Genomic DNA, 18,745 nt, shown 5'->3' on the forward strand with positions numbered 1-18,745 from the left:
CATGGCCTTCGTCCGTCACTTTCTCATTGCCGTCCAGTTCTTCACCCGCATCCCGGTCACCGGGCGGCTTGCGGAATGGGTGGGTTTTTCCCCGGCCATGCTGCGCGCCAGCGCGGCGCACTTCCCCGGCGTGGGTTGGGTGGTGGGCCTGCCGACGGCGGCGGTGTTCGCCGCGGTGTGGTGGTGGTTGCCGGCGCAGCCCGCCGCGCCCTGGGTGGCGGCGCTGCTGAGCACCGTGTTCAGCGTGCTGCTGACCGGTGCGTTTCATGAGGACGGTCTGGCCGATCTGGCCGACGGGCTGGGCGGTTCCGCGAACCGGGAGCGCGCGCTGGAGATCATGAAGGACTCGCGCATCGGCAGTTTCGGAGCCATCGCGCTGGTGCTGGCACTGTGCTCGAAGGTGGCGGTGCTGGCGCTGATCGCGCAAGCGGGCGGGGCGCTGGTGGCGGCGGTGGCGTTGTTCGCGGGCCATGTGACCTCGCGTCTGATGCCGCTGTTCATCATCCACACGCTGACCCACGTCGGTGACGCGCCGCAGTCCAAGTCCAAGCCACTGGCCGAAAGCATCGGGCGCGGTGCACTGGTGGTGGGTGTGGTCTGGTGGGCGTTGGCCATCGCCACGGCGGTGGTGCTGCTGCCCTCGGTGCGCTGGGCGCAGGCGGTCTTGGGCGCGCTGCTGGCACTGCTGTGGATGTGGCGCCTGCTGCGCCGGCGGCTGCAGGGCTTCACCGGTGACGGCCTGGGCGCCACGCAGCAGGTGAGCGAAATTGCCTTCCTGTTCGCGCTGGCCCTGTCCCTGCCCCTGGCCGCACCATGAAACTCTGGCTGCTGCGCCATGCGCGTGTGGTGCTGCCGCCCGGCCTGTGCTACGGCGCCAGCGACGTGCCGGCCGACGAAGTCCTGACCGCCGAGGCGGCGCAAGCCATCGCGCCGCTGCTGCCGGCCGGCCTGCCGGTGCGGGTGTCGGACCTGCGCCGCGCCCAGCAACTGCACCAGGCCCTGCGGGCGCACCGCCCCGACCTCGGCGCGGCACAGACCGATCCGCGCATCCGCGAGATGGACTTTGGCACCTGGGAGCAGACGGCCTGGGACGCCGTTCCGCGCACGGCGTTCGACGACTGGATGGCCGACTTCGCGCAGCACCGCTTCGGCGGCGCCGAGTGCGTACACGAGCTGATGACACGGGTGGCCGACGCGCTGGACGAGACCCGGGCGGCCGTGGGGCAGGGCGGCGAGGCGCTGTGGATCACCCACGCGGGCGTGATCCGGTCGGTGATCTGTGTGGCGCAGCATGGGCACCAACCCCTCGTGTCGGCCGCTCAATGGCCGCGTGAAGCACCCCAGCCGGGCGAATGGATGGTGCTCGACGTCTGAGGCGCAGGTCGGCTGCGAGAGGGCACACTCGGGCCTATGGATGGTTCTCGTTTCGCGTCGTTCAGCCCGGTTGACCGCATGAAGGCACTGGCGCTGGGTCTGCTGCTGCTGGCGGCCGGGGTGTACGTGGGCGCCACGCTGATGGAGCCGCGCCATGTCGCATGGGGCTATGTCGCGGCCGCGGCCGAAGCGGCGATGGTGGGGGCGCTGGCCGACTGGTTTGCGGTCGTCGCCCTGTTTCGCCATCCGCTGGGCCTGTCCATTCCGCACACGGCGATCATCGTGTCCAACAAGGACCGTCTGGGCGCACAGCTGGCGCGGTTTCTCGGCACGCACTTCCTCACCGCCGAGCACGTGCAGCCCATGCTGGCGCGCTGGGATCTGGCGCGAGAGCTGGGGCAGTGGCTGGAACAGGCCGAATCGGCCCAGCGGGTGGGACGCTGGATGCAGCAGGCCATTCCCGCGGTGCTCGGTGCGCTGGACCAGGGCGATGTCCGGCAATGGATCGTCGGCCTGGCGCAGCGCCTGTTGAGGCAGGTCGATCTCGCCACACTGGGCGGTCAGGCGCTGGCGGCGCTCACCCGTGGCGGGCATCACCAGCAGTGGCTGGACGGCCTGCTGCAGCAGATGGCGCGATGGGCGGAGCAGCCGCAGATGCAGGAGCAGCTCACCGACCGCATCGCGCGGGAGCTCAAGGAACTCAAATACGTCGGACTGGACCAGATGGCCGCCCGCCTGGCCACGCGCAAGCTGGTGGCTGCGCTCACGCACACGCTCTCCGATGTGGCGGCCGACCCCGAGCACGAGTTGCGCCGCCGCTTCGACGACTGGATGGCCGACGCCATAGAGCGCCTTCAGACCGACGCCGACTGGCAGCGGCGGGCGGCGGTCTGGCGTGATGCCTGGCTGGACCAGCCGCAGTGGAATCAGCCGATCGAGGCCTGGTGGCACGAGGTGGTGAACCGCCTGTGCGAAGAAGCGGCCCGACCCGAGTCCGATCTGGGCGGCCGCTGCGCGCGGGTGGCGCAGGCCGCAGGCCGGCAACTGCTGGCCGACGATGCCTTGCGCGACTGGCTCAATGCGCAGGCGCAGCAGGTGCTGCTGCGGGTGCTGGAGGGCAGCCGCGAAGCCATCGTCGGCTTCGTGGCGCAGCGCGTGCAGGTCTGGGACGCGCAGGACATGAGCCGCGTGCTGGAAGAACACATCGGGCGCGACCTGCAGTTCATCCGCATCAACGGCACCCTGGTGGGCGCGCTGGTGGGACTGCTGCTGCACGCGCTCACACAGGCGCTGCTGTGAGCGCCGGAACCGGGACAGGCGCGCCTCAGCCCGTGGTCTTGGGCCAGAAATCGCAGCAGGCCGCCACGGCGCACTGGTGGCACAGCGGCTTGCGCGCCTGGCACACGTAGCGGCCGTGCAGGATCAGCCAGTGGTGGGCATCCACCAGGTACTTCGAGGGGATGCGTTTGAGCAGTTGCTGTTCGACCGCCAGTGGGGTCTTGCCCGGCGCCAGGCCGGTGCGGTTGCCCACGCGGAAGATGTGCGTGTCCACCGCCATGGTCGGCTCACCGAAGGCCACGTTGAGCACCACGTTGGCGGTTTTCCGGCCCACGCCCGGCAAGGCTTCCAGCGCCTCGCGCGTGCGCGGCACCAGGCCGCCGTGGCGCTCCACCAGAATGCGGCAGGTCTCCATCAGGTGCCGGGCCTTGCTGCGGTACAGGCCGATGGTCTTGATGTACGACTCCAGGCCTTCTAGGCCCAGGTCCAGGATCTGCTGCGGCGTGTGGGCGACCGGGAAGAGCCTGCGCGTGGCCTTGTTGACGCCCACGTCCGTGGCCTGCGCAGAGAGCAGCACGGCGGCAAGCAGTTCGAACACGCTGGTGTACTCCAGCTCGGTGACAGGCTGCGGGTTGGCCGCCTGCAGGGTGGCGAAGAAGGTCTCGATCTGCGCGGGTTTCATGCCGCGCAGTGTAGTGCCGGGGTCAGTGAAGGCGCGAGGCTTCAACGTAGCGCTGCGCCTGCGGCAGGTGCTGGCGCATCCAGTCGGGGTCCACGTCCAGCGCGGCCAGCACGTCTGCGGGCAGCTCGTCCACCGTGTCGAACGAGGGGGTGGGGACGGCCGCGAGCAGTTCGGCCACGTGCAGCACCGCACCCAGGCGCGAGAACGGCTGGGCCGCCAGCGGGTCGGCAGCCGCGTCCAGCGCGCGGATCATCTCGTCGGGGAAGTCCCAGGCACGGGCCAGCTCGGCACTGACCTGGCCTTCGGTGAACCCCATGAGAGAGACTTCGCGCTCCCAGCGCGCACCGGGCGGACTCGGCTGGCGTTCGAACTCAGCCACGCAGTGGGGCGCCTTCATGCCCATCAGCAGTTCGCCCAAGCGCACCATGAAGCCGGTGAGCCAGGCCTGCTGGCTGTCGGAGCCTAGGCCGCTCGCCAGCCATTGCGCCATGCCGCCACGCTCCTGGTTCTCGCGCCAGAAGGTCTGGCGGTCCAGCCCTGGCGTGACCGGGAAGGCGTCGTTGAACATGGAGGCCAGCGCCAGCGCACGCACCTGGGCCGTGCCGACGCGGGCGATGGCGGCCTCGATGCTGCCGACCTTCTCGTGGGCGCCGTAGTGGGCGCTGTTGGCCAGACGCAGCAGATGCACGGCCAGCGCGGGGTCGCGGGCGATCGCTTCGCACAGATGCGACAGCGGCACGTCCTCCTGGTTGAGCGAACGGATCAGGTCGTGCGCCACCTCGGGCATGACCGGCAGGGTCAGGTCCTTGAAGAATTCGGCCACCGTCATGGGGCGCTCCGGTCGGCAGACGGGTTCATGGCGCTTATTTTTCCGGAAAGGACAGTGCGGCAAAGTCCGATATCCGGTGTCTTTTCGTCCCAGTTCCGGACCGGGCGCTACCATCTCGCCACCTTTCCATTCCTCTGACGAGACATCCGCATGAGCTTTGCCATCCCGTTCGCCGACCGACTGAACAATGTCGAAACTTCCGCCATCCGTGAACTCTTCAAGCTGCTGGGCAAGCCCGGCATCATCAGCTTTGCCGGGGGCTTTCCCGACAGTGCCATGTTCGACGTCGACGGCATCCGCGAAGCCGTCAACGCCGCACTGACCGAAGAAGCCGGTGGCGCGCTGCAGTACGGCGCCACCGAGGGCTACAACCCGCTGCGCGAACAGCTGGCCGCCTTCATGACCGCCAAGGGCAACCAGGGTGTTGCGGCCGACAACCTGATCGTCACCACCGGCAGCCAGCAGGCGCTGGACCTGGTGGGCAAGACGCTGGTGAGTCCCGGCGACAAGGTGATCGTCGAAGGCCCGACCTTCCTGGCCACCATCCAGTGCTTCCGCCTCTATGGTGCGCAGCTGGTGACGGCACCGGTGGACGGGCAGGGCGTGGACACCGACCGGCTCGAAAAGCTCATCGTAGAACACAAGCCCAAGTTCATCTACCTCATTCCCACCTTCGGCAACCCCAGCGGCGCCATGCTCAGCCTGGAGCGCCGCAGGAAAGTGCTTGAACTTGCCGTGCAGCACAACGTGCTGGTGGTGGAGGACGATCCGTACGGCGACCTGTACTTCGGCGACGCCCCGCCGCCCAGCCTGCTGGCGCTCAGCGGCCAGGTGCCCGGCAGCCGCGAGCGCCTGGTGCACTGCGGCTCGCTGTCCAAGGTGCTGAGCCCCGGCCTGCGCGTGGGCTGGATGGTCGGCCCGGCCGAGTTGCTGGCCAAGGCCACCATGTGCAAGCAGTTCAGCGACGCCCACACCAGCACCTTCGCCCAGGCCACCGCGGCCCAGTACCTCAAGGCCGGCCGCATGCCGGCCACCCTCGCCAAGGTGCGTGCGGTTTACGCCGAGCGCGCCGCCACCATGGGCCATGCCCTGCGCCGTGAATTGGGAGAGGCCATCGAGTTCGTGCAGCCGCAGGGCGGCCTGTTCGTCTGGGCGCGCCTCACGGGCGCAGGTGGCAAGGTGGCCGATGGCGGTGAGCTGGCCAGACGTGCCATCGAAAAAGGCGTGGCTTTTGTACCGGGGGCACCGTTCTACGCCAGCAACCCCGATCATTCGACCCTGCGTCTGTCGTTTGCGACCGTGGGCCTGGACAAGATCGAGGAAGGCGTGGGGCGGCTGGGTGCCGCACTCTGAACCGCGCGCCGCCGGATGCGCCGACTGGCTCAGGCCCCGGGCATCCGGGACCGGAGCAGGCTGTCGGGCAGGGTGCCCCTGAACAGGGGGCGCAGAGATTCGAGCGCGCGAATCGCGTGAGGTTCGTTGTGACGCTGGCACAGGTCCGCGTAGAGTTCGGCCCGTGCGTACCACAGCCCTTCGGCATCCCGGGTGTGGTAGATGCGGTGGTGCAGCCGCGGGTTGTTCAGGCGCCCGTCTTCGCCATGCAGGCGCAGCATGGCCAGGCGAATGCGCGCCACGTCGGCATCGGTGTGGCGGACCTTCTCGACGCCCAGCAACGACCCCAGACCTTCTCGCAAGGTGCTGGAGAGGGTTGAAAGGGTGGACAACGGCCCCTGGAAGACGGAGTGCTGGCGGCTCACCCCGCCAGATTACCTAATTTTGGGGATGTCGGGTGTGTTGTCTCGAAACGTTTTGTGCTCTTGTTACAGTTCGGCCGGCCCGGTCGCAGTGAACTGGGTGGCGTTCTTTCCCCGGAACGGCTGATAGAAGGCCTTGATGCGCGCCATGTCGGCGTCGATGTTGCCGGTGGGCTCGAACACCGGCCCCAGACCACTGCGTTTGGTGGCGTAGTCCATGTAGGCCAGGATGATCGGCACCTGCGCGGTGGTGGCGATGTAGTAGAAGCCGGTCTTCCAGTAGCGGGTCTTGCTGCGAGTGCCTTCGGGCGGCACGATCAGCTGAAGCGGACCGTCGGCGGCCTGGATCGCCTGGGCCGAGGCGGCGACCAGGTTGTTGGACTTCGACCGGTCCACCGCAATGCCGCCGAGCCAGCGCATCAGCCCGCCGAAGGGGAAACGGAAGATGCTGGCCTTGCCCATCCAGTAGGGGTTGAGCCGCAGCGCGAACGCGACCATCAGCGTGTAAGGCAGGTCCCAGTTGCTGGTGTGCGGGGCGGCGATGAAGACACTTTTTGTTGCGCTGGCGGGCAGCTGGCCTTCGACGGTCCAGCCGGCGAGCCGCAGAAAGCCGGTGGACAAGGCTCGCAGCAGGGGAGCGACCACCGGGGTGGTGAAGATGGTGCGGTGCATGGCGGGCGCTATTGTCGGTGACGCCGGCGCGACCGGATTTGACGGGGGTCACGCTACCATCGCCCGCTCGAATCACCCGAGGAGACCGCGACATGACGCAGACGCTGACCGTGCAGGACATCGAGGTCCTGGTCGACGGCGAGGGCCCGACCGTCGTCATGCTGCACGGCTGGCCCGACTCGCCCGCGCTGTGGGACGAGTCGGTGGCGGCGTTGCGGGACGGCTACCGCTGCGTGCGGTTCGCCCTGCCGGGTTACGACCTGCGCCGGCCGCCCCGTCCGGTGTCGGTGAACGACATGTGCGCCCTGGTGGGCGCCGTGGTCGACGCGGTCAGCCTTGGCCAGAAAGTGACGCTGATGCTGCACGACTGGGGCTGCTTCTTCGGCTACGAGTACGCCGCCCGCCACCCGGACCGGGTGGCCCGTGTGGTGGCGGCCGACATCGGCGACACCAACACTGGCGCCTACCTCCAGTCGCTGAAGATGAAGGAAAAACTCATGATCGCCGGCTACCAGCTGTGGCTGGCGGTGGCCTGGAAGCTCGGGCCGGTGCTGCCGGGGCTGGCCAACCGCATGACGCGCTGGATGGCACGCACCATCGGCTGCCGCACGCCCGCGGCCCAGATCGCCTGGCAGATGAACTACCCCTACGCGATGCAGTGGTTCGGCACGCTGGGCGGCCTGCGCGGTGTGGCGCGGGTCGACAAGGTGTTCGGCCCGAAGCTGCCGACGCTGTTCTTCTTCGGCAAACGCAAGCCCTTCATGTTCCATTCTGCGCGCTGGCTGGCGCAGCTCGCCACCACACCGGGTTCCGAAGCCCATGGCCTGGACGCCGGCCACTGGCTGATGAAGCAGAAGCCCGAGCCCTTCAACCGCACGGTGCGCGACTGGCTGGACCGGGCGCACGCTGCCGCATGAAGGCCGAGGAGCTGGAGCGCCTGCTGACGGTGGAGATGCCCTACGGCAAGTACAAGGGCCGGGTGATCGCGGACCTGCCGGGGCATTACCTCAACTGGTTCGCGCGCGAGGGCTTTCCGAGAGGGGATCTCGGACGGTTGATCGCCCTGATGCACGAGATCGACCACAACGGCCTGGGCGAGCTGCTCACGCCGCTGCGCAGCGCCCGGCGAACTACGGTACGCGGGTCCTGAGCGCCTCGTGCACCACGGCCGCGGCCCAGGCGTCGTTGGCCGCGTAGACGAGCTGGCCCTCGGTCAGGCGCGGGTGGGCCCAGTTGGAGGTGGCGGCCTTCTTGGACTTGATGAAGCGCTGCCCGAACAGCACCGCCACTGCGCCCTTGACACCCATGTCCTTGCGGTAGCCGCGCTCGCGGAACAGGTGGTTGAGCTCGATCACGCCCCGCGGCTCGACACCCAGCTTGGCGCGGATGCGCTTGGTGTCGTCGCCCAGGCCGAAGCCGGCCTTGCTGTGCCCGCCCTCGGCCATCACCTGCGCCGCAAGGTCGCGGCTGGCGCTGTCGTGCAGCTGGAACACCCAGGCCCGCTCCAGCGTCGCCAGCTGCAGGATGTGCGGCCCGTCGGACACCTCGCCCTGCACGAAGGTGGGCTTGCTCTCGGTGTCGAAGCCCCAGTGCGGGTGGTCGCGCAGCGCTGCCACGGCCTCACGCGCGGCCGCTGCCGTGTTGACAAGTGCAATGCGGTCCAGGCCCAGTCGGGGGAACTCAGGCAGCAGGGCGATCTCGTCCTTGCCGGGCGTGTGGCGGGTGGTGTTCATGGTCGGCGTGCCGTGGGCGGCGCAGGATAATCGGGCATTGTGCCTGTCGCCCCGCCATGACCTACACCCTCAAGCTCTACGTGCCCGACGACACCCCGTCCGGCCAGCGCCAGGCCGCCGAGCGCCTGTTCCGTGAAACGCTGGAGGGGGCGTTGGGAGACCCCACGCTGGTGGCGCCGGTCTACCGTGCCTATCTGGGCATCGTGGCGCAGCACGGCGAGACGCCCGACCCCGAATCGCTGACGGTCGAGGAGCGCACCGTGCTGGAACACTGGCAGATGGCCGAAGCCGCGGCGCTGGCCGCTGTGTTCGGCCCGCACCGCCACCTGGACGAAGGCGGTTACGACATTGTGCTGCCCGCATAATCCGGGTCCGTTTGACGTCCTGCCGGGGCGAACGCACCCTACCAAGGACACGCCATGAGAAAAACCTACCCGCTGCGCCCCGAGGGCAAGCACCCCGACCGCGTGCTCGACGCCGTCAAGCACGACATCCGCAAATACCAGAAGCGCGAACGCCGCCGCGAACTGCCCGAGGGCGCCCAGTTCTGGGACTTCGATTGCCGCTTCGGCGCCGACAAGGACAGCGCGCAGACCGTGCACCCGGGCGAGCTGATGAACCTGCTGGACGCGCTGGCCAAAGACGGTGCCACGCAGTGTTACGTCGAGCTGCTGGCCAAACCGGGGGTGCGCAAGCCGCGGCCTGCAGGCGCCGAGCCCGAAGCCGCCAGCGACGCAGAGTAAGAGTTTCGCCGCCGGGCCGCCCCAAGGTGAAATGCGCCCCCCGGGGGGGCAGCGACCCGCGCAGCGGCGGAGCGTGGGGGCTCTATTCCTTGTCGTCCTCGTCGTTGATCGATGCGCTCCAGCGGTCGTTCCACTCGGCGGGCGGTTTCTGCCAGGCGTCGAGTTCGCGGCGGTCGCGTTTGCTCGGCCGGCCCTGGACGATGCTCTCGGCCGGCTCGGGGGCCAGGCGCCGCCGCTCGGCCGCGGCCTGGCGCTGCGCCACCGACTCGGCGGTTTCTTCGTACAGCAGGGCCGCCGCCGTGGCCGGGCCGCGCACACCGCTGAGCGCCCTCACCACCAGGGTTCGCTGCACGCTGCCGGTGCGCAGCTCGACCACGTCGCCGATGCGCACCTCGCGCGCCGGCTTCACGGGCGCGCCGTTGACGCGGACGCGGCCTTTGTCGATCTCTTCGGCGCTGAGCGAGCGGGTCTTGTAGAACCGGGCGGCCCAGAGCCACTTGTCCAGCCGGACCCGGCCGCCTTCCTGTGCATCACTGGCCATGGGGTGCCTCCGTTTCCTGATGCGCCAGCGGCAACCGCACCGTGGCGTCCAGCCCGCCGACGCGCCCGCGCACCATGCGGTTCTCCAGCTCGATGCTGCCGCCCAGCGACTGCACGATGCCTTGGCAGATGGCCAGCCCCAGGCCGGAGCCGGCACCCGAGGGGCGGGCGCCGTGGTCGGTGGCGAAGGGCTGGAACAGGCGCTCTCGAAGGTGGTCGGAGATGCCCGGGCCGCTGTCGCTGATGGACAGCGCCGCGGTGCGCTCGTCGCACACCATGCTCACCGCCAGGCGCGATTCGGCCGGGCAGTGCTTGATGGCGTTGTGCAGCAGGTTGCGCCCGAGTTCGCGCAGCGCCCATTCGTGCGAGCGCACCGGGGCGCGGACCACGTCCAGCGAAAAGTCGAGGCCGCGGTCGGCGATCAGCGGGGCCAGGTCCAGCGCCACGGCACGCACCACCTCGCCCCAGTCGACCACCGGAGCGTCGCGCTCCTGGCGCAGCTGCTCGACCTTGGCCAGGGCCAGCATCTGGTTGGCCAGCTCGGTGGCGCGGTCGACGGTGTGCCCGATCTCGTCCAGCGCCTGCAGCGGCGGCACATCGCCGCGCCGGGCCGACTGCACCTGGGTCTTGAGCACGGCCAGCGGGGTGCGCAGCTGGTGCGAGGTGTCGCGCACGAAGCGCTTCTGGTGGTCCAGCAGATGCGCCAGCCGCAGCATGTGCTGGTTGGTCGCCTCCAGCAGGGGCAGCAGTTCGCGCGGGGCGCTGTTGGTGGGCAGGGGGGACAGGTCGTTGTCGCTGCGATGGGCCAGCGCGTGGCTGATGGAGCGCACCGGGCGCGTGGCGCGCTGCACCACGACCACCACCACCAGCACGATCACCACCACCAGAGCCGCCTGGCGCCACAGGGTGTCGATCAGGATCTGCCGCGCGAGGGTCTGGCGCAGTTCCAGCGTCTCGGCCACCTGGATGGTGGCCATGCCCTGACCGGCCTCGCCCGCCACTGGCTGCAACAGCACCGCCATGCGGACCGGCGCGCCGCGGTAGGCGTCGTCGTAGAAGTGCACCAGGGCCGCGTAGATCTTCTGGTCGGGCAGGCGGGTTTTGGGCGGGGGCAGGTCTTCGAAGCCAGAGACCATCTCGTCGCGAAAGCCGCTGACCCGGTAGAAAAGGCGGCTGCGGTTGTCGGCCTCGAAGGCCTCCAGCGCGGAGTAGAGCAGCGACGAGCGCACGCTGGGCTGGCCACCGATGCGCACCACCTCCAGCTGCTCGCCCAGCGACTTGGCTGTGGCCAGCAGGGTGCGGTCGTAGGCGGTGTCGGCGCCCGCCAGCGCCTGCCGGTAAAGCACCACCGTGTTGATGACCACGAAGCCGAACAGCGGCAGCAGGATGCCCAGCAGCAGCGTGCGGCGCAGCGAGAGCGGAGCGCTCAAGGGACGTTCCTCAAGCCGCCGCCTTCAACAGGTAGCCCAGCCCGCGCAGCGTCACCAGCTGGGCACCGGTGTGGCCGATCTTCTTGCGCAGCCGGTAGGCCACCACCTCGATGGCTTCGGGCTGCACATGGGCCTCGCCGGGGAACACCAGCTCGAACAGGCGTTCCTTGGTGATGGCCTGGCCAGGCTGTGACAGCACCGCGCGCAGCAGCGCCAGTTCGCGCGGCGCCAGCTCCATCGGCTCGCCGCCATGGTAGACGGCGCCGCTGTCGCGGTCGATCTGCATGCCGCACCAGCCGGCGCTGCGCGCAGGCAGGGTACCGGGGCTGTCGGCGGCCTCGGCCGAACGGCGCACCAGGGCGCGCACCCGGGCCTCCAGTTCGTCCAGATCAAAGGGCTTGGGCAGGTAGTCGTCGGCGCCGGTGTTCAGCCCGATGATGCGGTCGCCCACGGTGCCGCGCGCGGTGAGGATGATCACCGGCGTCTTCAGGCCTTCGGCGCGCGCGTCGCCCAGCACCTGCAGGCCGTCGCGCCCGGGCAGGCTCAGGTCCAGCAGCACCACGTCGGGCAGGCTGGATCGCCACAGTGCCAGCGCCTTGTCTCCGTCGCCGCAGGTGAGCACCTGCATGCCGCGTCGTTCCAGCGTGCGCTGCAGGGTGGCCTGCATGGTGGGGTTGTCTTCGACCAGAAGCAGTTTCATCGCGGGGCAGGGCGGCGGCTCAGAGGCGCCCGGAATTGAGGAAGGCCTGGCGCGTCACCGCGTTGAGGGCGTCGTCCACCAGGCCATGGTCGGCCACCACCTTCAGCCGCCCCATCTCGCGCAGGCGCTCCAGCCCGCGCAGGGTCAGCGAGACGCTGCGCCCGTTGGCGGCGTTGAACAGGAACATGGTGCCGTGCGGGCTGGCCCAGGTGAGCTGGCAGCGCAGGTCTTCGTCGCCATCGCGCAGGTCGACCCAGGTACCCACCGCCAGCGGGCGCGAATTCGATGTGGTCTCGGTCTGGCGCTGGCGCAGCCAGTCGGGGTCCATCGGTTCGGTGTCCTGGAATCCGGGCTGGCTTTCGATCCGCAGGTCGTCCATGAACCCCGAGTCGCGAGCCTCCACCGGATGCACCCAGGTGTCTGGCAGGTCAATGCCCGCTTCGTCCTCGTCGCGTCTGGGCTTGTAGGCGGGTTCCTGCAACTCCATCAGGGCCTGAAAAAACGAGTCGGCCTGGGCGCGCGGGTAGTCGATGGAATCGAGCCCCTCGCGCAGGGTGCGCAGCAGGCCGGGGATGATCTTGACCAGCCGGGGCCGGTTGAGGCTGGCCAGTTCGTGCTGGCTCGACCACAGCAGGTCCGGCAGCACGTCCATGTAGCGCAGCGCTGGCGCGTCGCCGGGTGTGAGGCCGTCGCCGGCCTGCGCCCGGATGCGCGCCTGCGCCACCACCTGGGCCCAGGCTCCGGTGAGAAAGCGACGCACCACACCGGGTGCGCGGGCGAAGTCGTTGCGGGCCTGGATCTCCGAGGCCACGCGTTCGGCCAGCAGGTTGCGCTGCTCCACCTTCACCAGGGTCTGCATGGCCAGACCGCGCGCGGGCGCCTGGGTCACCGGGTCGGTGCGCCCCAGGCGTGCCAGCAGTTCACCGATGCGCTGCGACAGCTGGCTGGCCGGCACCTGCAGGTCCTGTTCGATCGTGCGCAGCTGCTGCACATAGGCCTGGAAGCCGGCGTCCTGCTCGCTCTTGAAGGCCAGGGCGCGCTCGGTCAGCACATCGAGCAGGCGCCGCGCCGGGTTGCTGCGGTCGGCGAAAAAACGCGGGTCGTTGCGCGCCAGCGCCAGCAGCACGGGCTTGAGCCGCAACAGCAACTCCCGCACCGGCCCCAGCAGGCGGACGTCTTCGGCGATGCCGCGCAGCATCAGCGTCACCACTTCCACCGCCAGCGTGCGCACCATGGCGTTGGCTTCCAGCGCCCGCGACGGGTCCGTGGCGTCGTTTGAGCCGCGGGCGACGTTGCCCACCAGCAGCTGGTGCAGGTGGTCCAGCGTGAGCAGTTCGTTTTTGGAGGTCATGGCCGCCATGGGCAGGCCGTCTTCGCTGGAGCGGGAGGCGCCGCGGTCCGCGGGCTTGCCCACCGGCGTCTGCACCACCTTGTACCCCGCGGGCTGCACGCCCCAGCGATCCAGCAGATCGACCAGCTGGCGGTAGAACCGCCGCAGCTCCTGGCCGAGGGGCAGGGCGCCGATGTGCAGCCACTGCACCCGCACGTCGTCCTCGATGTGCAGTTTGGACAATGCGCGGATTAGCGCGCCGATGATGGCCTCGGGGTGCAGCGGGTTGGCCTTGCTGCTCACCACGGTGAGCCCGCGGGCGCTGCTCAGGCGCGCATCGAGCAGCACCAGCTCTTCTTCCACCGCCATCTTCACCACCTGCTGGATGCGCGCCAACTCGACGGTGTGCTGCACCTGCTGGTGGTCCATCAGCTCCAGGTCGTCCAGGCTGAGTGTGTCCAGGCGGCGGGCCGGGGCCTTGCCGGTGACGGGGTCCGGGTCGCCCTGCCCGGCGGCTGCACTGCCCATGGACTGCGACAGCGCGGTCAGAAAGTGCTCGGTCACGCGCTGCTGGTAGGCCGCCAGAGTGGCGCGGGCCTGTCCGGCGCTGCGCTGTTCGGTGGCACCGACGGCCGAGGCCTCCTTCTGCTGCAGGGCGTTGCCCAGTGCTGCCAGCCAGCGCGGCACCCAGTCGGCCGACAGCACCAGCGCCTCCTTGAGGCAGGCATCGAACATGGAATCGGCGTGTGCATTCATGAGCGACGGGCGCGTGGTCAAAGGCCCAGCGTGGTTGGGAGGCTGGTGCGATTATGGTCCTCCCTGCGACAACCGGTCCCGCCTGTCACTAGGGTTTTTCCTGACGGTGGCGACAGCCGATTGACAGCGGCCGACAGGAACATCAGGTCCGTCGATCAACCTCCCACGGAGACAAACATGCGTCGCGATACCTTCCTCAAGTCCCTGGCCGCCCTGGCCGCCGCCGGTGCCCTGCCCAATGCCGCCTGGGCCCAGGGTGCCAACGTCAAGATGATGATTCCCGCCAACCCCGGTGGTGGCTGGGACGGCACGGGCCGTGCCCTGGGCGAGGCCTTGCGCGATTCGGGTGTCGCGTCCTCCGTGACGTACGAGAACAAGGGCGGTGCCGCCGGTGCCATCGGCCTGGCCCAGTTCTACAACGCCGCCAAGGGCGACCCGAACGCCCTGATGGTGATGGGCGCCGTGATGCTGGGCGGCATCATCACCGGCAAGCCGCCGGTCTCGATCACCCAGGTCACGCCGATCGCCCGCCTGACCACCGAATACAACGTGTTCGTGCTGCCCGCCAGCTCGCCCTTCAACACCATGAAGGATGTGGTCGAGGCGCTCAAGAAGGACCCGGGCAGCGTCAAGTGGGGCGGCGGTTCGCGCGGCTCCACCGAACACATCGCCGCTTCGCAGATCGCCCAGGCCGTGGGCGTGCCCGCCGCCAAGATCAACTACGTGCCCTTCCGTGGGGGCGGTGAGGCCGTCGCCGCCATCCTGGGTGGCAACGTGACCGTCGGTGGCTCGGGCTACAGCGAGTTCCAGCAGTACATCGAGAGCGGCAAGATGAAGGCGATCGCCATCACCGCCGGCCAGCGCGTCAAGGGCCTGGACAAGATCCCCACGCTCAAGGAGCAGGGCATCGACGTCGAGATCGGCAACTGGCGCGGCGTCTACGGCGCCGCCGGCATCACCCCCGAGCAGCGCGCCGCGCTGACCGAGATGATCGTCAAGGCCACCAAGAGCAAGGCCTGGCAGGAAGCCCTGGTCAAGAACAACTGGACCCCGGCCCTGCTGACCGGCAAGGAATTCGACGCCTTCGTCGACAAGGACTTCTCCACGCTGCGCGCCACCATGGTCCGCGCCGGCATGGTGTAAGGCCCGCCTCCGGTCCGTCCGTCACAGCGGCCGCGGCGTTCGCGTCGCGGCTGCGCTGTTTTCTGAGTGGAGAAGCCCATGCAAGCCGACACCCCTTCCGCGCAGGAAGCGCGTCCCGATCACCGCCCGGGCCAGCTGGCCATGGGCATCGCCGCCGTGGTGGTGGCCGCCTTGCTCGCCTACGGCGCGGCCCACATCCCGTCCGACGCCGGATACGCAGGCGTGGGCCCCGACTTCCTGCCCTGGCTGGTGGCGGGGGCGCTGGGCCTGTGCGGCGTGATGCTGATTCTTGAAGTGCGCTCCGGCGGCTACCGCAACATGGAAGAGCCCTCGGGTGCGGCCCGGGGCGACTGGCACGCGCTGGCCTGGGTGTCGGCCGGCATCCTGGGCAACGCGGCGCTCATCACCACTCTCGGCTTCATCCTCAGCTGCGCGCTGTGCTACACGCTCGCGGTGCGTGGTCTGCGCATCAGCGAAGGCAAGTCCGGCGGCAACGCCATGCAGGCGCTGCGCGACCTGGTCACGGGTGTGGTGATCGCCGCGCCGACCTACTGGCTGTTCACCAAATTCCTCGCTGTCAACCTGCCGGGGCTGACCGGCACCGGCTGGATCTGATCAGGGAGCACAACCATGATGGACACCTGGAACCAGCTGCTGGGCGGCTTTGCCACCGCAGCCACCCCCCTGAACCTGCTGTGGGCGCTGGCCGGCTGCGCGCTGGGCACCGCCATCGGCGTGCTGCCCGGCCTCGGCCCGGCGGTGACCGTGGCCATGCTGCTGCCGATCACCGGGCAGGTCGAACCGACCGCCTCGATGATCTTCTTCGCCGGCATCTACTACGGCGCCATGTACGGCGGCTCGACCACCTCGATTCTGCTCAACACACCGGGCGAGACCGGCACCATGGTGACCGCGCTCGAAGGCTTCAAGATGGCCAAGAACGGCCGCGCGGGCGCCGCGCTGGCGACCTCGGCCATCGGTTCCTTTGTCGCCGGCACCATCGCCACCGTGCTGGTCACGCTGTTCGCGCCCATCCTGGCCGACTTCGCCGTCAAGCTGGGGCCGCCGGAATACTTCTGCTTGATGCTGCTGGCCTTCACCACGGTGTCGGCCGTGCTCGGCCAAAGCACGCTGCGCGGCCTCACGTCGCTGTTCGTCGGTCTGGCCATGGGCCTGGTCGGCATGGACCAGATCACCGGGCAGGTGCGCTACACCGCAGGCGTCATCGAGCTGATGGACGGCCTGGAGGTGGTGCTGGTGGCGGTCGGCCTGTTCGCCGTGACCGAGGCGCTCTACAACGCCCTCTACGAGGGCAAGAGCGCATCGAGCATGAACAAGATGAACAAGGCCCACATGACCAAGACCGAGTGGCGCCGCTCATGGCCGGCCTGGCTGCGGGGCACCTTCATCGGCTTCCCGTTCGGAACGATTCCGGCGGGCGGCTCCGAGATCCCCACCTTCCTGAGCTACGCGACCGAGCGCAAGCTGGCTGACCCCGAGCACAAGCAGGAGTTCGGCACCACCGGTGCCATCGAAGGCGTGGCCGGCCCCGAAGCCGCCAACAACTCGGCGGTGACCGCGACCCTGGTGCCGCTGCTGACGCTGGGCATCCCCACCTCGGTGACCGCCGCCATCCTGCTGTCCGCGCTGCAGAACTACGGCATCAATGCCGGCCCGCAGCTGTTCCAGACCTCGTCCGACCTGGTCTGGGCGCTGATCGCCTCGCTCTACATCGGCAACGTGATGCTGCTGGTGCTCAACCTGCCGATGGTGGGCCTGTGGGTCAAGCTGCTGAAGATTCCCAAGGCGCCGCTGTACGCCGGCATCCTGATCTTCGCGACCGTGGGCGTGTACGGCATGCGCCAGAGCTCGTTCGACCTGTTCCTGATGTTCGGCCTGGCGCTGGTGGGGGTGGCGATGCGCCGCTTCGACTTCCCCACCGCGCCCATCATCGTGGGTCTGATCCTCGGGCCTCTCGCAGAAGCCCAGTTCCGCAACGCCATGTCCATCGGCGAGGGCAGCTTCACCGTGTTCTTCGAGCGCCCGATGTCGGCCGCGCTGCTGGTGATCGTGCTGCTGGTGCTGGTGACGCCGCGCCTGCTGGCCTGGCACCGCAAGGCATAGCCCCCACGCTCCGCCGCTGCGCGGGTCGCTGCCCCCCGAGGGGGCTGATCCGCCTTGGGGCGGCCCGGCGGCGGATCGCTTCTCTCGCCCGCGGGGGGTACCATTCCTTGATGACCCCCGACACCCGCCTCCCGCGCGACGCCCAGAGCATCCTGGAGCTGGCCGCGCGCTCGATGTTCGACCTGTTCGCCAACGCCAGCGAGGGCATGCTGCTGGTGGACCGCAAGGGGCGGGTGGTGTGGATCAACGACCAGTACCGCCGCTTCCTGCCTGCGCTGGGCTACGAGCGCGAGGAAGACTTCGTCGGCCACCCGGTCTCCAACGTGGTACAGAACACGCAGATGCACCAGGTGCTGGAGACCGGCAAGCCGATCCTGATCGACCTGCTGACCAACAAGGCCGGCACCTTCGTGGTCAGCCGCATCCCGCTGCGCGACGACACAGGCGAGGTCATCGGGGTGCTGGGCATCGTGCTGTTCGACCACCCCGAGACCACGCTGCAGCCCTTCATCGCCAAGTTCGCGCGGCTGGAGCAGGACCTGAACGACGCGCGGCGCGAACTCGCCAGCCAGCGCCGCGCCAAGTACACCTTTGCCAGCTTCGTCGGCAGCAGCGCCGCCGCGCAGGAGGTCAAGCGCCAGGCGCGGCGTGCGGCGCAGTCGGCCAGCCCGGTGCTGCTGCTGGGCGAGACCGGCACCGGCAAGGAGCTGCTGGCCCACGCCATCCACGCTGCGTCGCCCCGCGCCGGTCGGCCCTTCGTCGGTGTGAACATGGCGGCCGTGCCCGAGGCGCTGCTGGAGGCCGAGTTCTTCGGCGTCGCGCCAGGCGCCTACACCGGCGCCGACAAGAAGGGGCGCGAGGGCAAGTTCAAGCTGGCCGACGGCGGCACGCTGTTCCTCGACGAGCTGGGCGACATGCCCATGGCCGTGCAGGTCAAGCTGCTGCGCGCGCTGCAGGACGGCGAGATCGAGCCATTGGGTTCCAACCGGCTGATCCGCTGCGACGTGCGCGTGGTGGCCGCCACCTCGCGCGACCTGGCGCAGCTGGTGCGCGCGGGCCAGTTCCGCGAAGACCTGTTCTACCGGCTCAATGTGCTGCCCATCCGCGTGCCGCCGCTGCGCGAGCGACAGGGCGACATTCCGTTGCTGGTCGAGACGCTGTGTGAGGACATCGCCGCCCGTGGCGCCAATGTGCATCTGGAGCTGTTGCCACCCGCGCTGGACCTTCTGGCCGCGCAGCCCTGGCGCGGCAACATCCGCGAGCTGCGCAACGTGCTGGAGCAACTGGCGCTGCGCAGCGACTCGCCGCAGATCGGCGCCGCGCAGGTGGAGCAGGTGCTGCGGGATGCGGGGCTCGACCGCATCGAACCTGCGGTCGCGCGGCCGACCGCTCCCGCGCCGACAGCGTCCGCCAACGACGACCTGCGGCCCCTGCCCGAGCAGATCGCCGAGCTGGAGCAACGCGCCATCGCCGCCGCTCTGGCGCGCACCGGCGGCAACCGGGTGGCCGCGGCGAAACTGCTGGGCATCTCGCGCGCCAGCCTCTACGACCGCTTGCACTTGTCTGAAAACCAGACAAGTGTATGAAATTCAGACATATGAGAGCCCTCACCACTGTCTGAATTTCAGACAATCGGGTGGCTGACGGGCTGCAGGGC

Annotated in this window: 21 protein-coding genes; 12 read left to right on the top strand and 9 right to left on the bottom strand. The window is 69.3% G+C overall.

What is annotated here, in order from left to right; translation table 11 throughout:
- Nucleotide 1: 1 nt before the first annotated feature.
- Genes RCO38_RS07125 through RCO38_RS07135 form a run of 3 tightly spaced genes read left to right on the top strand, consistent with a single transcriptional unit; the run spans nucleotide 2 to nucleotide 2,673 of the window.
- Complete coding sequence (locus RCO38_RS07125) at nucleotides 2–817, top strand: adenosylcobinamide-GDP ribazoletransferase (RefSeq protein ID WP_308327615.1); 816 nt, start codon at nucleotides 2–4, stop codon at nucleotides 815–817.
- A complete protein-coding gene (locus RCO38_RS07130) occupies nucleotides 814–1,374 on the top strand; it encodes a histidine phosphatase family protein (protein WP_308327616.1) in 561 nt (186 codons plus the stop codon). The genes RCO38_RS07125 and RCO38_RS07130 overlap by 4 nt, the downstream gene beginning before the upstream one ends.
- Nucleotides 1,375–1,410: 36 nt before the next feature.
- Nucleotides 1,411–2,673, top strand: coding sequence for a DUF445 domain-containing protein (locus RCO38_RS07135; RefSeq protein WP_308327617.1), 1,263 nt, complete (start codon nucleotides 1,411–1,413; stop codon nucleotides 2,671–2,673).
- Between the two features lie 25 nt (nucleotides 2,674–2,698).
- On the opposite strand, the gene nth is transcribed toward RCO38_RS07135, so the two are convergent.
- Nucleotides 2,699–3,334 (bottom strand): endonuclease III, encoded by a 636-nt coding sequence (gene nth / locus RCO38_RS07140; RefSeq protein WP_308327618.1) that lies wholly within the window; start codon nucleotides 3,332–3,334, stop codon nucleotides 2,699–2,701.
- Nucleotides 3,335–3,356: 22 nt separating this feature from the next.
- Nucleotides 3,357–4,163 carry an HDOD domain-containing protein gene (locus RCO38_RS07145; RefSeq protein ID WP_308327619.1) on the bottom strand — a complete coding sequence of 269 codons (807 nt, stop codon included), beginning with the start codon at nucleotides 4,161–4,163 and terminating at the stop codon, nucleotides 3,357–3,359.
- 162 nt (nucleotides 4,164–4,325) lie between these two features.
- Here RCO38_RS07145 and RCO38_RS07150 point away from each other — a divergent pair, with 162 nt between their 5' ends.
- Complete coding sequence (locus tag RCO38_RS07150) at nucleotides 4,326–5,516, top strand: aminotransferase-like domain-containing protein (RefSeq protein ID WP_308328063.1); 1,191 nt, start codon at nucleotides 4,326–4,328, stop codon at nucleotides 5,514–5,516.
- Nucleotides 5,517–5,545: 29 nt separating this feature from the next.
- Here the strand turns inward: RCO38_RS07150 and RCO38_RS07155 are convergent, their stop codons facing one another.
- Together RCO38_RS07155 and RCO38_RS07160 are read right to left on the bottom strand one after the other, a co-directional pair.
- On the bottom strand, nucleotides 5,546–5,920 hold the full coding sequence (locus tag RCO38_RS07155; RefSeq protein WP_308327620.1) for a hypothetical protein: 375 nt from the start codon (nucleotides 5,918–5,920) through the stop codon (nucleotides 5,546–5,548).
- Nucleotides 5,921–5,983: 63 nt separating this feature from the next.
- A complete protein-coding gene (locus RCO38_RS07160; protein WP_308327621.1) occupies nucleotides 5,984–6,589 on the bottom strand; it encodes a lysophospholipid acyltransferase family protein in 606 nt (201 codons plus the stop codon).
- Between the two features lie 92 nt (nucleotides 6,590–6,681).
- Between RCO38_RS07160 and RCO38_RS07165 the strand changes: the two genes are divergently transcribed.
- Together RCO38_RS07165 and RCO38_RS07170 are read left to right on the top strand one after the other, a co-directional pair.
- A complete protein-coding gene (locus tag RCO38_RS07165) occupies nucleotides 6,682–7,506 on the top strand; it encodes an alpha/beta fold hydrolase (RefSeq protein ID WP_308327622.1) in 825 nt (274 codons plus the stop codon).
- Nucleotides 7,503–7,739, top strand: coding sequence for a DUF3820 family protein (locus RCO38_RS07170; RefSeq protein ID WP_308327623.1), 237 nt, complete (start codon nucleotides 7,503–7,505; stop codon nucleotides 7,737–7,739). Before RCO38_RS07165 ends, RCO38_RS07170 begins: the two co-directional genes overlap by 4 nt.
- Here the strand turns inward: RCO38_RS07170 and RCO38_RS07175 are convergent.
- Nucleotides 7,720–8,322: a 3'-5' exonuclease gene (locus RCO38_RS07175; protein ID WP_308327624.1), complete on the bottom strand. Its 603-nt coding sequence runs from the start codon at nucleotides 8,320–8,322 to the stop codon at nucleotides 7,720–7,722. The two genes, RCO38_RS07170 and RCO38_RS07175, sit on opposite strands and share 20 nt — an antisense overlap.
- Before the next feature lie 56 nt (nucleotides 8,323–8,378).
- On the opposite strand from RCO38_RS07175, the gene RCO38_RS07180 reads away from it, so the two are divergent.
- Both RCO38_RS07180 and RCO38_RS07185 read left to right on the top strand, forming a co-directional pair.
- Entirely contained in the window at nucleotides 8,379–8,687 is a 309-nt protein-coding gene (locus RCO38_RS07180; protein WP_308327625.1) for a hypothetical protein, read from the top strand.
- Between the two features lie 54 nt (nucleotides 8,688–8,741).
- Entirely contained in the window at nucleotides 8,742–9,065 is a 324-nt protein-coding gene (locus RCO38_RS07185) for a DUF6172 family protein (protein WP_308327626.1), read from the top strand.
- Nucleotides 9,066–9,147: 82 nt separating this feature from the next.
- Here the strand turns inward: RCO38_RS07185 and RCO38_RS07190 are convergent, their stop codons facing one another.
- From RCO38_RS07190 to RCO38_RS07205, 4 genes are read right to left on the bottom strand one after another with little or no spacing between them, the layout of a single operon-like run.
- Nucleotides 9,148–9,606, bottom strand: a complete 459-nt coding sequence (locus RCO38_RS07190) for an RNA-binding S4 domain-containing protein (RefSeq protein ID WP_308327627.1) — start codon at nucleotides 9,604–9,606, stop codon at nucleotides 9,148–9,150.
- A complete protein-coding gene (locus RCO38_RS07195; protein WP_308327628.1) occupies nucleotides 9,596–11,035 on the bottom strand; it encodes a sensor histidine kinase in 1,440 nt (479 codons plus the stop codon). Before RCO38_RS07195 ends, RCO38_RS07190 begins: the two co-directional genes overlap by 11 nt.
- A gap of 10 nt (nucleotides 11,036–11,045) precedes the next feature.
- Nucleotides 11,046–11,735: a response regulator transcription factor gene (locus RCO38_RS07200; protein WP_308327629.1), complete on the bottom strand. Its 690-nt coding sequence runs from the start codon at nucleotides 11,733–11,735 to the stop codon at nucleotides 11,046–11,048.
- A gap of 19 nt (nucleotides 11,736–11,754) precedes the next feature.
- On the bottom strand, nucleotides 11,755–13,821 hold the full coding sequence (locus RCO38_RS07205) for a DUF1631 family protein (RefSeq protein ID WP_308327630.1): 2,067 nt from the start codon (nucleotides 13,819–13,821) through the stop codon (nucleotides 11,755–11,757).
- A gap of 177 nt (nucleotides 13,822–13,998) precedes the next feature.
- Here RCO38_RS07205 and RCO38_RS07210 point away from each other — a divergent pair, with 177 nt between their 5' ends.
- The 4 genes from RCO38_RS07210 to RCO38_RS07225 all read left to right on the top strand — a co-directional run bounded on the left by RCO38_RS07210 (nucleotide 13,999) and on the right by RCO38_RS07225 (nucleotide 18,674).
- The gene (locus RCO38_RS07210; RefSeq protein ID WP_308327631.1) at nucleotides 13,999–14,964 is read left to right on the top strand and encodes a Bug family tripartite tricarboxylate transporter substrate binding protein; all 966 of its coding nucleotides are present in this window, start codon (nucleotides 13,999–14,001) and stop codon (nucleotides 14,962–14,964) included.
- Nucleotides 14,965–15,042: 78 nt separating this feature from the next.
- Nucleotides 15,043–15,579, top strand: coding sequence for a tripartite tricarboxylate transporter TctB family protein (locus RCO38_RS07215; RefSeq protein WP_374694520.1), 537 nt, complete (start codon nucleotides 15,043–15,045; stop codon nucleotides 15,577–15,579).
- Nucleotides 15,580–15,597: 18 nt separating this feature from the next.
- Nucleotides 15,598–17,088: a tripartite tricarboxylate transporter permease gene (locus RCO38_RS07220; protein ID WP_308328065.1), complete on the top strand. Its 1,491-nt coding sequence runs from the start codon at nucleotides 15,598–15,600 to the stop codon at nucleotides 17,086–17,088.
- Nucleotides 17,089–17,198: 110 nt separating this feature from the next.
- A complete protein-coding gene (locus tag RCO38_RS07225; RefSeq protein WP_308327632.1) occupies nucleotides 17,199–18,674 on the top strand; it encodes a sigma-54 interaction domain-containing protein in 1,476 nt (491 codons plus the stop codon).
- Nucleotides 18,675–18,745: the final 71 nt, after the last annotated feature.

This window comes from Hydrogenophaga pseudoflava, from assembly GCF_031020795.1.
Classification (GTDB): Bacteria; Pseudomonadota; Gammaproteobacteria; order Burkholderiales; family Burkholderiaceae_C; genus Hydrogenophaga; species Hydrogenophaga pseudoflava_A.

Excerpts from the sequence above, each read along its gene's own strand:
- RCO38_RS07215 (WP_374694520.1), top strand. The coding sequence starts at position 15,043 with ATGCAAGCCGACACCCCTTCCGCGCAGGAAGCGCGTCCCGATCACCGC.
- RCO38_RS07135 (WP_308327617.1), top strand. The coding sequence starts at position 1,411 with ATGGATGGTTCTCGTTTCGCGTCGTTCAGCCCGGTTGACCGCATGAAG.
- RCO38_RS07225 (WP_308327632.1), top strand. The coding sequence starts at position 17,199 with ATGACCCCCGACACCCGCCTCCCGCGCGACGCCCAGAGCATCCTGGAG.
- RCO38_RS07145 (WP_308327619.1), bottom strand. The coding sequence starts at position 4,163 with ATGACGGTGGCCGAATTCTTCAAGGACCTGACCCTGCCGGTCATGCCC.
- nth (WP_308327618.1), bottom strand. The coding sequence starts at position 3,334 with ATGAAACCCGCGCAGATCGAGACCTTCTTCGCCACCCTGCAGGCGGCC.
- RCO38_RS07220 (WP_308328065.1), top strand. The coding sequence starts at position 15,598 with ATGGACACCTGGAACCAGCTGCTGGGCGGCTTTGCCACCGCAGCCACC.
- RCO38_RS07190 (WP_308327627.1), bottom strand. The coding sequence starts at position 9,606 with ATGGCCAGTGATGCACAGGAAGGCGGCCGGGTCCGGCTGGACAAGTGG.
- RCO38_RS07165 (WP_308327622.1), top strand. The coding sequence starts at position 6,682 with ATGACGCAGACGCTGACCGTGCAGGACATCGAGGTCCTGGTCGACGGC.
- RCO38_RS07200 (WP_308327629.1), bottom strand. The coding sequence starts at position 11,735 with ATGAAACTGCTTCTGGTCGAAGACAACCCCACCATGCAGGCCACCCTG.
- RCO38_RS07180 (WP_308327625.1), top strand. The coding sequence starts at position 8,379 with ATGACCTACACCCTCAAGCTCTACGTGCCCGACGACACCCCGTCCGGC.
- RCO38_RS07125 (WP_308327615.1), top strand. The coding sequence starts at position 2 with ATGGCCTTCGTCCGTCACTTTCTCATTGCCGTCCAGTTCTTCACCCGC.
- RCO38_RS07130 (WP_308327616.1), top strand. The coding sequence starts at position 814 with ATGAAACTCTGGCTGCTGCGCCATGCGCGTGTGGTGCTGCCGCCCGGC.
- RCO38_RS07170 (WP_308327623.1), top strand. The coding sequence starts at position 7,503 with ATGAAGGCCGAGGAGCTGGAGCGCCTGCTGACGGTGGAGATGCCCTAC.
- RCO38_RS07185 (WP_308327626.1), top strand. The coding sequence starts at position 8,742 with ATGAGAAAAACCTACCCGCTGCGCCCCGAGGGCAAGCACCCCGACCGC.
- RCO38_RS07160 (WP_308327621.1), bottom strand. The coding sequence starts at position 6,589 with ATGCACCGCACCATCTTCACCACCCCGGTGGTCGCTCCCCTGCTGCGA.
- RCO38_RS07175 (WP_308327624.1), bottom strand. The coding sequence starts at position 8,322 with ATGAACACCACCCGCCACACGCCCGGCAAGGACGAGATCGCCCTGCTG.
- RCO38_RS07210 (WP_308327631.1), top strand. The coding sequence starts at position 13,999 with ATGCGTCGCGATACCTTCCTCAAGTCCCTGGCCGCCCTGGCCGCCGCC.
- RCO38_RS07205 (WP_308327630.1), bottom strand. The coding sequence starts at position 13,821 with ATGAATGCACACGCCGATTCCATGTTCGATGCCTGCCTCAAGGAGGCG.